Raw genomic sequence first — 14,001 nt, forward strand, 5'->3', positions numbered from 1 at the left:
TCCAAAGGGTTAACAACCTGCGGCTCTTACTTTAGCAAGACTGAATACTGAAATCTGCAGTTTTATGACAATGATACAAACTGATACATGAAATGCTTCGCGCATAGGACAACTTGAATGATTAGATAAATTCAGCGACGGAAAAATAACCAGTCGCGTCGATAATAATCACAAGTTGGAGAGTCCAGTGAAGTTAAAATCCATAGCTTATGCCGTTGCAGCCGCCTTTGGTGGTATTGCAATTGCCCATGCTGCAACCAGTCATTTGCCCGCATCCTCAGCAAGTAAGACGGATGCAAATACCCTAAAACCCGTCGCTATTTCAGCCGAACAAATCAAAAAACAGCAAAATAGCAGAAGCATCAAAAACAACAGATTTGTGAATGACGGTTTAAACCTTGCGTTGCAGCCAAAAAAAGTTAACTTTGTGCGCGAAGATGGTCTCAAAGGAGAGCAAGTCTACATCGTCAGGTTACGACACAGTGCAGTAAGCCAATACAACGGCAGTATTGCCGGACTTGCCGCTACCAAGCTGGAAAAAGCGGATACAGCACAGCGTTTATTCGCGAAAGGTCAGCCCGCTACTGCTGCGGTGAAAGACTATCGGGAGTTTTTACTGGATCAGCAGCAAGTTGCATTAAAAGATATCAGTCAGTTGCTTGGTGCTAAAAAAGCCCGTATGCAATTTGTGAATGCTATCAACGGCTTTAGTTTAAGTCTGACGCAGGACGAAGCCGAACAAGTCGCTGCTTTGCCCGGCGTGGTCAGTGTACAGCGCTCAAAAATGTATCAGCTGCATACCGATGAAGGCCCGCAACGTATCAGTGCTGACAAAGTCTGGACTGGGCAAACCAGTGTAGATTTACCACTGAAAGGTGAAGGTACCATTGTTGGTATTATTGATACTGGTGTAAACAGTGATCACCCTTCGTTTGCCGACATAGGTGGCGATGGCTACAACCATGTTAACCCATTGGGCGCTGGTAACTATGTAGGAGACTGTGCGCTTGAAGAGTTCGAGAGCAGATGTAACGACAAACTGATTGGTATTCGCAGCTACTCTGTGATTACCGACACGTACGATGGTTTGTACCCTGCAGTGGGTGAAGACGTTTCAGGTCATGGTTCACATACGGCATCTACAGCCGCTGGTAACGTGCTGAGAGACGTCGATTATTCAGTCGCTGAACTCAGCCCTGCCAGCGAAGGTAAAGTGATCAAAGAAGATTTATTCCCTGAGATCTCAGGTGTGGCACCTCATGCCAATATCATTTCTTATCAGGTCTGTTACCCGTTAGAAGGTTGCCCGGGTGAGGCCTTAGTCGCTGCTATTGAAGACGCCGTAATTGATGGTGTGGACGCGATTAACTTTTCTATTGGTAATGTGATGAACGTTACTTCACCTTGGGAAGACGCCATTGAGCTGGCCTTTTTAGGTGCACATCAGGCCGGTATAGCCGTTGCGGCTTCAGCAGGTAATGCGGGTAGCAATGATGGTCAGGAAATTGGAACTTACATTGACCACGTCTCCCCTTGGTTATTAAACGTTGCCGCTTCGACCACTGGCCGCAGTATTGTGGTGGACACCAAAGCGCAGGGCTTTACCGGTGGTGACAGTCTGCCGCAAGAAGCTATAGCTGGTGGTGGTATCAATGAACAGGCTCTGACAGGTGTAGTGGTGCAGGCCGCTAATTTTGGTAATGAGCTGTGCACAGAACCTTTTGCTGCTGGCACTTTTGATAATTTAACCAATGCAGATGGCGAACCTTACCTGGATGCCGAAGGTAATCCAGCCAATATTATCGTTGCTTGTATGCGTGGCGAAAATGGCAGGGTGGAGAAATCTGCTCATGTTGCAGCAGGTGGTGCTGAAGGTTTTATTCTTTATAACGCCACAGATTGGGGGGCTGATGCGACTATCGCTTACACCGATAGTTACGCTGTGCCTGGAATTCATCTGTCTTATGGTCAGTGGTGGAATCAACTTCAACCTTGGTTAAGCTCACAAAGCAGCACTGGCCACCAGTTGACCCTGACAGTGACAGAAATCGACCGTCGACAAAACGATGCTGAAGCCGACAAACTGGCTGATTTTTCGTCTCGCGGCCCTGGTATTGCTAACCCTGAACATTTAGTGCCTTCGGTGACTGCGCCTGGTGTGGATATCTATGCCGCCATTAACGACGAAAGTCCTTTTGCTGAGCGTTTGGGGTTAAGCCCAGTGACGGGTGAGTTTGGTGTGTACAGCGGCACTTCTATGGCGTCTCCTCATGTTGCCGGCGCTTTGGCTTTGTTAACCCAGGCGCATCCAGACTGGACAGTGGCGCAAAAGCAATCAGCTTTGCAGTTAACAGCCGAACCTGTAGTGACTTATGCAGTTAATGCTGGTACAGAGTGGGAGCAAGATATTAAAGCCGAAATTTATCGTGCCGGTACTGGCCGCATTAATGTGGCCGCGGCCATAGATGCGGGCCTGCTGATGGATGAAAGTTATAACAATATGTTGGAGGCAAACCCAGCCAATGGTGGACTGGTACACAAACTGAACTTGCCACAAATGGTGAACTTCAGCTGCAAACCGACCTGTAGCTGGGTCCGTACTTTTACCGCCACTAAAGATGGTAGCTGGACAGTTTCTGCTGATGAAATTACTAACTGGTCTCCGTCTTATCAGGAACGTTATGTACAACAGGGCGCTAAGCTGGAAATTGTGCCGAATAAATTCAGCTTAAAAGCAGGTGAAACTCAAACTGTGATGGTGCGGGCTTCTATTATGAATTCTCAAGATGTGTTGGGAAATTCAGAAGTCGAGTTGCAGTCTCATCTGATGTTTAAAGAAGACAATAACAATGCGCCTGACATGCGTTTGCCAGTGGTCTTCAAATACGACAACGCTGGCCTGCCTGAACGTTTGTCTGTCATTGCCCACAGAAATGAAAGCAGTTATGTTGCTAAACAGGTGCCGGTACCAGCCATGACACAAGCTGTAACCCGCACTTATCAGCCGGTCAAAGCGGAACGTCATAGCGTTACCTTAGCAAAAGATGATGATTTCACCTTCCCATGGCCACTGCAGGACGGCGATTTGCCTGAAAATCGTCTGGATGAGGCAGCCCATAGTTTCTGGATTGATGTGCCAGCCAACAGCAAGCGACTGATTGTTGAAAATCTGCAAAGAACCCACTCCAGCAATAAAGACGCACATAACTTCGGCAATGTGATTGTCTATCTGGGTAAAGACTTCAACAACGATGGGGTGATGGATTTAGACACCGAAATGCTCTGCGTTTCATGGCATGTGGTTTATAACAACTTCTGTAATATCAATGAACCAGAAGCAGGTAAGTACTTCGCTATTTTGTACAATGCCAATGACTGGATGACACCAGGCACTGATACCTTTGAATACACTTATGCGGTCGTTGGTGGAGATCAAGCCACAGATGTCAGTGTCTCTATGCCAGTTCAAACGGATGGCAAAGAACCTGTCGATGTACAGATCAGCTGGAATAAACCTGAGATGGTTACAGGGGATGTCTACTACACAGGTTTTGATATAGGGTCTTCAGCTGCCAATGCCGGGAATATAGGTTTTGTGCCAGTGAAACTGAGTCGGGGTGATGACGATGTGACACTTAAAGCGGATAAAACTTCGGCTCGTGTCGGTCAGCCTGTCACGTTACAGTTCAATGCCTTACCTAATCAAAGTGGCGCGGACAGGGACTTTACTTTAACTGCGGTTATTCCGGCTGGTTTAGAGTTAAGTGCCGAAAACGTGCTGGCCAGTGACGATACTATAGTCACTGAGACCACACTGGAAAACGGCGTGTTGACCGTCAAAGGGACTCAGCCTGATACCAAAGACGTCAAACCTGAGTATAAAGTCACCACCAGCGATGAAGATGAAATGTGTCGTGTGCCTGATTTTGGTCAGAATAACGACCGCTATGTTAATTTGAGTGACTTTGGTGCTTATCCTATCTTTGGTGACGACCCATCTCTGCTCCGGGAAGGTACTTTAGTGCCATACAGCTTGATGTTTGGCGATGGCGGCAGTTTTGGTTTATACAACAACGAGTATGCCAATTCACGCTGGATGTCAGTGCGTGGCAACGGTCTGATTGCCTTCTCCGGCGACCCAATTTACTACCCTGCGCATTATCCATTCCCTTATAACAGCTTCCCACATGAGACTATAGGTGCATTGTGGCGTGGTTGGGGTGGGTATCCATTTATTCTGGATACAGCAGCAACACCTTTAAGCTGGGACACTGGTATGACTATTGCCAGTACTCAAACTGGCTGGGGTATTGTGGAGTGGGATGGCATGCGGACTATGCCTTACTTAGGTATGGACGAAAACTGGCAATCGATTTGGGGTGAAAGCGATGATCGCTTTGAATTCCAGGTGATTTTTAACAACAAAACCCGTTTTGGTAAAGGTGAGTATGAGCTTTACATGGCCTACAACCAACTGGATTTTGCCGGTGACGGTCGTGGCGCTGTGGGTCTGCAGGGCTATCGTGGTCAGCTGTCTGTCTATGGCCCATTAGAAGGTCATCTGGGCGTTCAATACGCTTATGAAGACTTAGATAGCAAACTCAATGTGGGTAAAGTGCTGTGTTACAACTATGTTGGCCCTGAGTCTTCTCAGTTCCAGGTGACGGTCAATGCCACTGTCGCTCAGGCAGCTATCGGCAGCTCAATGAAGGTGACAGCGACCAGTCAGGTTGCAGGTATGCAAGATATCAGTATGAGTCATGAAATCGCTGTACCTGGTAACCTGACCGTTGGTGAGATAGGTGCTATCAGCATAATGGAAGACACTGAATTGACAGGCTTGCAAGTGGTTTATGCTGATGAAAACAACAGTGTAAATACCATCACCGTCAGTGGTGAGAATTTCACGGCCACAGTGGATGGCCACACTGCAGGTTCAACCATTAATATCAAACCTGATGCCGACTTTAGCGGTACAACCACTGTGACTGTGACAGTGGCTGATGTGGAACAACCAAATGACAAAGCCAGTACCAGCTTTGAATTAACGGTCACACCAATCAACGATGCTCCTGTGGCGAAAGTAACCAGTAGCAGCGTCACTGGTAATGCTGGCAGCAACATTGTGTTGGACGCTTCCGGCAGTACAGACGTTGACGGTGATACGTTAAGTTTCAGTTGGCAACAAAGCTCAGGCAGTGCGTTAAACACTACTGCTGATGGTGCCAAACTGACGCTGAACAGTGTTCCGGCCGGCAGCTACAGCTTTGAAGTGACAGTGTCTGATGGTGAGCTGAGCAGCGCAGCTGAAGTGACTGTGACAGTACAAAACAATCAGGTCATAACTGAGGTCAAGCCTAAATCATCAGGTTCCTTTGGTGGTTGGGGTCTGTTGATGTTGGTCGCTATGGCCGGACGCTTATTTCGTCGTAAAGCGGCATAACAAGTACTGGTAGTTAAATTGGTGTGGCCATGGAAGGGCCACCAATTTACTCCTGACAAGCAGGGCGCATCAGCGCTCTGTTTTTTTATCAGTCCTATCGGAAACTGATGCCATCACGCAAAAATTTTCCACTAACTTTATTCTTCGCTTGAGAATGTGGTAAAAGCCCCAATACTGCTTTTATAAAGAGTTCACAGAGATACATCATGACCCAAGCCTTACCTGTATTTAGTCAAATTGAACCCAACCAAATCAAAGCCCGTGTAGAACAGCTGATCGCCGCTTGTACTGCAGATATCGAAGCTGTGGTGAAAGAGCCAAACCCAAGCTGGCAGTCGCTGATTGTGGCACTGGAAGAAAACAGCGATGAACTCGGCAAATTCTGGTCGCCTGTGTCGCATTTAAATTCAGTAAAAAACAGCCCTGAACTACGTGAAGCTTACGAAAGCTGTCTGCCGTTGTTGTCGGATTTCAGCACTTATGTAGGGCAGCATGAAGGCTTGTATCAGGCTTACTTAAAGCTGTCGCACAGTGCTGAATACGCCACTTTAACGACAGCGCAGCAAAAAGTGATTCAAAACGCCTTACGTGATTTTAAGTTGTCCGGTATTGGTTTATCGGATGAGAAAAAACAGCGCTACGGTGAAATTCAAAGCCGTGCTTCCGATTTAGCTTCCAGTTTTTCCAACAATACCCTGGATGCTACTCAGGCCTGGTTTAAACATATTGAAGATGAAAGCCTGCTGTCTGGTTTGCCTGAAGATGCCAAATTAGCAGCGGCCGAAGCTGCTGCACAAAAAGAATTATCCGGCTGGATTTTTACGCTGGAATTCCCAAGTTATATCGCCATTCTGACTTATGCCGATAATCGCGATTTACGCGCTGAGTTATATCAGGCCTATTGCACCCGTGCATCCGATCAAGGCCCAACTGCTGGTCTGTTTGATAACACCGCCATTATTGAAGAAACCTTAGCTTTGCGTCACGAGTTGGCTCAACTGCTGGATTTTGATAATGCGGCAGAAGAATCACTGGCCACCAAAATGGCTGAAAGCCCGGCGCAGGTACTGGAGTTTTTAGCAGATTTAGCCCGTCGCGCTAAACCTCAGGCTTTGCAGGATTTGGCTGAACTCAAAGCTTTTGTTAAAGCAGAGTTTGACGTCGATGAGTTAAACGCCTGGGATGTCACTTATTACTCAGAGAAGTTAAAACAAGCCAAATACTCCATTTCTGACGAAGCTTTGCGGCCTTATTTCCCGGAAAGTAAAGTGGTACCGGGTTTATTCAGCGTGTTAGGCAAATTGTTTGGCATCAGCGTACAAAAACGTGAAGGTGTCGATGTCTGGCATCCGGATGTGAGCTTCTACGATATTTTTGATGCCAAAGGTGAGCTGCGTGGCAGTTTTTACTTGGATCTATATGCTCGTGCGAAAAAGCGAGGTGGTGCCTGGATGGACGATTGTCAGGGCCGACGCTGGAAAGCCGATGGCAGCCTGCAGCACCCTGTGGCCTACTTAACCTGTAACTTTAATAAACCTGTAGGTGGTAAACCTGCGTTATTTACTCATGACGAAGTAGTCACTTTGTTCCATGAGTTTGGCCATGGTTTACACCATATGCTGACGCAAGTGGATGCCTCTGCAGTAGCTGGTATCAGTGGTGTGGCTTGGGATGCCGTCGAATTACCCAGCCAGTTTTTAGAAAACTGGTGCTGGCAGCCAGAAGCTTTGGCGTTAATTTCAGGTCATTACCAGACAGGTGAAGCTTTACCACAAGATATGCTGGATAAAATGTTGGCAGCGAAAAACTTCCAGTCGGCCTTGTTTTTAGTGCGTCAGCTGGAATTTGCTTTGTTTGACTTCCGTTTACATGCCGAGTACGACCCGGCTTTGGGCGGTCGTGTGCAGCACATTCTGGATGATGTACGCCAGCAGGTGTCTGTGATACTGCCGCCACGCTTTAACCGCTTCCAGCATGGCTTTAGCCATATTTTTGCCGGTGGTTATGGTGCTGGCTATTACAGTTACTTATGGGCTGAAGTGTTGTCGGCCGATGCTTTTGGCCGCTTTGAAGAAGAAGGTATTTTTAATGCTGCTGTGGGTCAGGATTTCCTGCACTGCATTTTAGAAAAAGGTGGTAGTGCAGAACCTATGGAATTGTTCAAAGCCTTCCGTGGTCGCGAGCCATCTAATGCGGCCTTATTACGCCATATGGGCATTGCAGCTTAGTTCCTTTGTACTTGAAGCTGCAGCTTTGTTGATCAGGTTCCTCGCTCAGGCAGGATGCGGGCGGGGGCAAGCCCACGCCCCTACATGAACTCCAATTACTCTGGAATATGAATAGGAGAGGCCTTGATGGCTTTTGTTGAAAAATTTGAACTGATCTACCACAGAGCAGTCGAGCGCAAAGGTGGCAAGGCTGCATTGCAGGCTTTGTTATCAAAACCCCGCACAGCTGCTCAGTTACAACAGCTGACAGATGCTGAATGTTTAAGTGAGTTCAGTAAAAAAATCTTCCAATCGGGTTTTGTCTGGTCTGTGGTGGAGAAAAAGTGGCCGGGTTTTGAAGAAATATTTTTTGGCTTTGAACCTGAAAAAATGCTGCTGATGAGTGATGAAATGTTAGCGGCCAAAGCTACAGATCCCCGTATTATCCGTAACGCGACTAAAGTTTTTGCGATACGCGATAACGCCTTGATGATCCAGCAGGTGGCTGACAAGTATGGCAGTTTTGGTGCCTTCTTAGCCCAGTGGCCTGCTGAGGACATTATTGGCTTATGGGGTTATCTGAAAAAACACGGCAACAGGTTAGGTGGTAATACCGGCGCTTATGCCTTACGTGTGCTGGGTAAAGATACTTTTATTCTCAGTCAGGATTTAGAGGCTTATCTGCGTAACCTTGGTGTGGTAGAAGGCGGCCTAAGCAGTCAGAAAAACCAAAAAGCCATTCAGCAGCAATTTAATTTGTGGCAGCAAGAGTCTGGCTTAAGCCTGCAGGAAATCAGCAAAGTGGTGGCTTTTAGCTGCGGTGATAACTATGTAGGTATGAAAAACTAAAATTGGGGTCAGATCACATTAGTTATGCGTAACAAATGTGATCTGCCCCCTTTTTAATAACTTGTTACAACTTAGCTTTAATTGTAAGCCGCTGTTTACTTTCTGCTCCTCATCCTCCGTGTTAACTTAGTGTATTCAACACCATAACAAGGAGATATCCCATGCTGGAAATTAAAGGCCTGACCAAAACCTACGACAATGGCGTTAAAGCGCTGAATAACGTCAATTTATCCATAAGCAAAGGTATGTTTGGCCTGTTAGGTCCTAATGGCGCTGGTAAATCTTCGTTAATGCGCACCATTGCTACTTTGCAGCAGCCCGACAGTGGCAGCATAGTCTTTAATGGCATAGATGTATTAAAAGACCCGCAGGCGCTTCGCAAAACGCTGGGTTATCTGCCACAGGATTTTAGTGTCTATCCACGTATCAGCGCTTTTGATTTATTGGATCATCTGGCTGTGCTCAAAGGTTTTACGCAGAAAAAAGAGCGTAAAGAACTGGTCGAAGGCTTATTAGCTCATACCAACTTGTTTCAGCATAAAGACAAAGCCGTCAGCGGTTTCTCCGGCGGTATGCGCCAGCGTTTTGGCATAGCTCAGGCTTTGTTGGGTAACCCGGATTTGTTGATTGTCGATGAACCCACTGCAGGTTTGGATCCGGAAGAGCGCAACAGATTTCATAACCTGTTGGTCAGTTTGGGTGAAGAAAAAGTCATTATTTTATCCACTCACATCGTCGATGACGTGGCAGAGCTTTGCCCTGCTATGGCGGTATTGGCCGGTGGGCAGATTTTATTGCAAGGTAACCCTCTGGATTTGATTCAGCAGGTGGGCGGTCAAATCTGGACTAAAACAGTATCACAACAGGAAGCGGCAGAACTGGAAAAAGTATTGCCTGTGATCTCCAAGCGTTTATTTGCGGGTCGTACTGTGCTGAATGTATTTGCAGAGCAAGCGCCTGAAGGTTTTGTTGCGACAGCTGCTGGCCTGGAAGATGTGTACTTCTCCTGTTTATCCAATCATCGCTCAGCACAAGCTGCGGCTTAGGAGAGGTTATGTTTGGTTTAATGACCCGCTTTGAGCTGCGCTATTATCTGAGCCAGCCATCTTTTTATGTCGTCAGTTTATTGCTGTTTTTAGTCAGCTTTTTATCTGTTGCTTCAGACAATGTCACTATAGGCGGTGGCGGCGAGGTGTTTAAAAATAGCCCTTTTGCTATTGGCCAGACTTTGCTGACTTTAAGCTTATTTGCCATGTTTCTGGTGGTGAACTTTGTTGGTAGCAGCGCTGTGCGCAATCAGCAGCACCAGATGGAAGAGCTGATCTACAGCAAACCAGTATCGCCTTTTGCTTACCAGTTTGGCCGTTTTTTTGGCAGCTATCTGGTGGTGTTATTGGTCTATATCGCTGTGCCTTTGGGTATGTTACTCGCCAGTTTTATGCCATGGGTTGATGCCAGCCGGTTTGGTCCTACCGATTTGTGGGCTTATGCTTATAACTATCTGGTGTTGTCTATTCCGAGCTTCTTTATCATCTCTGCATTATTTTATGCCATAGCAGCACGTTTCCGCTCCATGATGGCGTTGTATCTGATTGCTGTAGTATTGCTGGTGCTTTATATAGTCTCTGGTTCAGTGGCGCGTTTACCTGAGTACCGGGTTTGGGCTGCCTTGTTAGATCCTTTTGGTTTACGTACCTTTTTAGATGTCACCCGTTATTGGACTATTCAGGAGAAAAATACGCTGCTGATTGGTTTTGAAGGCGTATTACTGCAAAACCGCTTGTTATGGCTGGGTGTCGCTGTCGTCTTACTGGCGTTTTCCGGTTTATTTAAATTGCCTTCACTGGATAGGAAAGATAGAAAAAAATCTAAAAAAGCTGAACTGAAACAGCCTGAACTGTCACTGGAAACCTTGCAAAAAAAATCCTCTGCAACGGCGCTTTTACCCGCCTTTTGGGTTCGGTTAAGGTTTGAAGTAAAGCAGGTTTTATTTACAGCTCCTTTTATTATTCTGGGTTTAATTACAGTAGCTCAGTTGATAGGTCCGCTTTTTGCTGACTTTGGCTGGTATGGCACCTCAAACTGGCCTCTGACTCAGACCATGGTGGGTCATGTTATTGGCTCTGTCAGCTTGTTGATGATTATTGTTATTGTCTATTACAGTGCTGAAGTGGTGTGGCGTGAACGCAATTGTGGTATGGGCGATATTATCGATACTATGCCAGTGCCGAATTTGACTTTCTGGACCGCCAAGTTACTGGCTATGGCGCTGGTGATGGCGACTTTGATTGTGATCGGTATTTTAACCACTATCAGTTACCAGTTGATTAAAGGCATTGAAAACTTTGAGCTGGTGCAGTACCTGATCCGTTTAGGCTTTTTCTTCCTGCTGCCTTTTATCATGAGTGCTGTGCTGGCGTTTTTCCTGCAGGTGTTAAGCCCGAATAAATTTGTCGGTATGGGGCTTTTTGTTGGCTATTTCTTAAGCACCATGGTGATGGCATCCTGGGGTTTAGGTCACAGTTTATATAACTTCAGCTCTTCACCCTCCATAGGTTTTTCTGACCTGAATCAATATGCCACCAGCTTAACAACCCATTCGGTTTATATGTTGTATTGGGGAGCTATCAGCAGCATTTTATTTGTACTGGGCTACGGTTTATACCACAGAGGGCCGCTGCAAAGCCTGAAAGTACGCTGGAGCAAACTGGGTTACCACTTAGGGAAAACAGGAAAAGCAGTAATTGCTGTATCTGCAGTGGTTGCTATAAGCACTGGAGCTTTTATTTATCAGCAAACCATAGTGCTGAATAACTACGTTACCGCTGAAGAAACCACGGATTTACAGGCCGAGTATGAAAAAGCCTTTGTTCAGTATGCGGCTTTACCTGTGTTAGTGACCACCACTGTAAATGCGCAAATTGACCTGTATCCATCAGAGCAGAAAGTTGTAGCCAGGATGCAAATTCAGTGGCAAAACAAATCACAACAGCCCATCGAAAGAGTATTGGTGAACTGGCCGGAAAATACTCAGCAGATGACTGTGACTATTGAAGGTGCCAGCCTGGGTGAACGGGACGCCAAATTCCGTACTTCATGGTTAACTTTCAGCACTCCGGTCGCTCCTGGCGCCATCGTTGCAGGTGTTATTGAACTGACCCGTGAATCCAAAGGGCTGCGCGAAACAGGTTTTGATTCGTCTGTGGTTGAAAACGGTACTTTTATCAACAACAGAGAATTATTGCCAACTTTTGGTTATCAGGAAGGTTACGAGCTGCAAGACAGGCACGAGCGCTTAAAACGTGATTTAGAGCCAAACGAACGCGCCAATAAGCTGGAAGATTCTAAGTTTTATACGCAGAACTTCTTTGGCGCTGACGGTGATTTTATTCAGTTTGAAGCAACAGTATCGACTGAAGCAGATCAAGTGGCTTTAACCCCTGGTTATCTGCAAAAACAATGGCAACAGGATGGCCGTAATTACTTCAGTTACAAAATGGACCAGCCTATGGTGAATTTCTACTCCATCAGTTCTGGCCGTTATGAAGTGAAAAAAGCGCAGCACAATGGCGTGGCTATTGAAGTGTATTACCACAAAGGCCACCCGTGGAACGTGGAGCGTATGGTGGAGTCAGTGAAAGATTCGATAGACTACTTCACCGCTGCTTTTGGTCCTTACCAGCACAAGCAGCTGCGTATTATCGAGTTCCCTGGTTATCGTAGTTTTGCCCAGAGTTTTGCCAATACAGTGCCTTACTCTGAGCAAATCGGCTTTATTACCGACCTGCGTGATCCGGAAAATATCGATCCTGTGTATTACGTTACGGCTCATGAAGTGGCGCACCAATGGTGGGGCCATCAGGTGGGTGCCGCTGATGTACAGGGTAGTGCGGTGATTTCGGAAAGTTTGTCGCAGTATTCAGCTTTGATGGTGATGGAGAAAAAATACGGTGCCGACAAGATCCGTAAATTCCTGAAAATTGAGTTAGACCGCTATTTACAGGGCCGCTCTACTGAGCGTTTAGGTGAACAGCCCTTATTACGTTCAGAAGGCCAGGGTTATATTCATTACCAAAAAGGTTCAGTGGTGATGATGGCGATTAAAGACCGTTTAGGTGAAGAGCGCTTAAATGCCAACTTAAAGGCGTTTAACGAACGTTACCGTTACCGTAACGACCCTTTCCCAACCACTTTGGATTTGGTCAGCTACTTAAGCCAAAACACAGCGGCGGAAGAAAAGGCTTTTATTGACGACTTGTTTAATAACATCACCTTATATGATTTACGGGTGAAAGACGCCAAAGTCACTGAACTGGCCGATGGCAAGTTCCAGCTGAATTTGATTCTGCATGCCGACAAGTTAGTGGCTGATGACAAAGGGGTTGAAACAACCCAAGCGCTGGCTGAGCAAATAGATATTGGTGTATTCAGTGTCGACCCGGATCAAACCACGGGTGAAAGTGGCGTGATTTATCTGAAGAAGCATCAGTTGGTGACAGGAGAAAACAGCATTGAGCTGGTGCTGGACAAGAAACCGCTGTATGTAGGTGTGGATCCTTTTGTTCGCCTGATCGACCGCGACGGCGCAGATAACATCCGCAAGTTGTAAGCATAAATTGGGGTCAGCTGACATTGTTAACAGTTAACAATGTCAGCTGACCCCTTTTTTAAACAGGGTGAGGGCGGTTACACTAGCTATAGTTTTATATTTGATGTGAAAAGTTAAAGTGACACTATGTCCAGCACTTGTTATTTAACCCAGCCTGACTTTCCTCCTGAATTGGCTGAAAGCCTGCAACAGCAGTTTGGGCTGACTGCAACTCATGCGCCTCAAGGCTGGTATTTATGCTGGACAGGCGATGCCTTGGTGTTACGCAACACAGAACTAAATAAACAAGGCGATATACTGGTCGACTTCGCCAGTGGTGCTGCGACTTACAGACGTAAGTTTGGTGGCGGTAAAAGTGAAGCCATAGCCAAAGCTGTAGGTTTAACCAAAAAGCCGGGTTTAACAGTAGTAGATGCAACAGCTGGTTTAGGCCGTGATGCCTTAGTGTTAGCCAGTTTAGGCGCTAAAGTAACCTTAGTGGAGCGTCAGCCTGCAGTGGCTGCTTTATTGGCGGATGGCTTGCGCCGCGCTGCTCTCGATCCAGAATTAGCGCATTGGTTGCCTGAACGTATGCAACTGGTATTTGCCCCATCGCAGCAAGCGTTAACCCAATTGCCATCACCAGATGTGGTGTATTTAGATCCTATGTTTCCGGCTCGTGAAAAGTCGGCTTTGGTAAAAAAAGAGATGCAGGCTTTTCATCAGGTGGTAGGCACAGATGACGATGCAGATGCCTTGTTTCCATTAGCCTGGCAACTGGCCAGCAAAAGAGTAGTGGTAAAGCGGCCTGGTTATGCAGAGTTTTTAGCAGGGCAAAAACCCAGTATGCAAATCGAAGGTAAAAACAACAGATTTGATGTGTATGTCAAAGCGGCTTTGGATTAACTGAATGA

At 46.5% G+C, this 14,001-nt stretch carries 6 protein-coding genes; all 6 read left to right on the forward strand.

What is annotated here, in order from left to right; translation table 11 throughout:
* Positions 1-187 precede the first annotated feature (187 nt).
* The 6 genes from P3C17_RS00140 (at position 188) to P3C17_RS00165 (ending at position 13,993) form a co-directional block, all read left to right on the forward strand.
* Positions 188-5,443 (forward strand): S8 family serine peptidase, encoded by a 5,256-nt coding sequence (locus tag P3C17_RS00140; RefSeq protein WP_300927552.1) that lies wholly within the window; start codon positions 188-190, stop codon positions 5,441-5,443.
* A gap of 206 nt (positions 5,444-5,649) precedes the next feature.
* Positions 5,650-7,671 (forward strand): oligopeptidase A, encoded by a 2,022-nt coding sequence (gene prlC / locus P3C17_RS00145; RefSeq protein ID WP_300927553.1) that lies wholly within the window; start codon positions 5,650-5,652, stop codon positions 7,669-7,671.
* 126 nt (positions 7,672-7,797) lie between these two features.
* Positions 7,798-8,499, forward strand: a complete 702-nt coding sequence (locus P3C17_RS00150; RefSeq protein WP_300927554.1) for a DNA-3-methyladenine glycosylase I — start codon at positions 7,798-7,800, stop codon at positions 8,497-8,499.
* Between the two features lie 161 nt (positions 8,500-8,660).
* Positions 8,661-9,545, forward strand: coding sequence for an ABC transporter ATP-binding protein (locus tag P3C17_RS00155; RefSeq protein ID WP_300927555.1), 885 nt, complete (start codon positions 8,661-8,663; stop codon positions 9,543-9,545).
* 8 nt (positions 9,546-9,553) lie between these two features.
* Entirely contained in the window at positions 9,554-13,108 is a 3,555-nt protein-coding gene (locus P3C17_RS00160; protein WP_300927556.1) for a M1 family aminopeptidase, read from the forward strand.
* 126 nt (positions 13,109-13,234) lie between these two features.
* Positions 13,235-13,993 (forward strand): class I SAM-dependent methyltransferase, encoded by a 759-nt coding sequence (locus tag P3C17_RS00165; RefSeq protein WP_300927557.1) that lies wholly within the window; start codon positions 13,235-13,237, stop codon positions 13,991-13,993.
* Positions 13,994-14,001 lie beyond the last annotated feature (8 nt).

This window comes from Rheinheimera sp. 1928-s, from assembly GCF_029269265.1.
In the GTDB taxonomy this organism is placed as follows: domain Bacteria; phylum Pseudomonadota; class Gammaproteobacteria; order Enterobacterales; family Alteromonadaceae; genus Pararheinheimera.

Excerpts from the sequence above, each read along its gene's own strand:
- P3C17_RS00160 (WP_300927556.1), top strand. The coding sequence starts at position 9,554 with ATGTTTGGTTTAATGACCCGCTTTGAGCTGCGCTATTATCTGAGCCAG.
- P3C17_RS00150 (WP_300927554.1), top strand. The coding sequence starts at position 7,798 with ATGGCTTTTGTTGAAAAATTTGAACTGATCTACCACAGAGCAGTCGAG.
- P3C17_RS00155 (WP_300927555.1), top strand. The coding sequence starts at position 8,661 with ATGCTGGAAATTAAAGGCCTGACCAAAACCTACGACAATGGCGTTAAA.
- prlC (WP_300927553.1), top strand. The coding sequence starts at position 5,650 with ATGACCCAAGCCTTACCTGTATTTAGTCAAATTGAACCCAACCAAATC.
- P3C17_RS00165 (WP_300927557.1), top strand. The coding sequence starts at position 13,235 with ATGTCCAGCACTTGTTATTTAACCCAGCCTGACTTTCCTCCTGAATTG.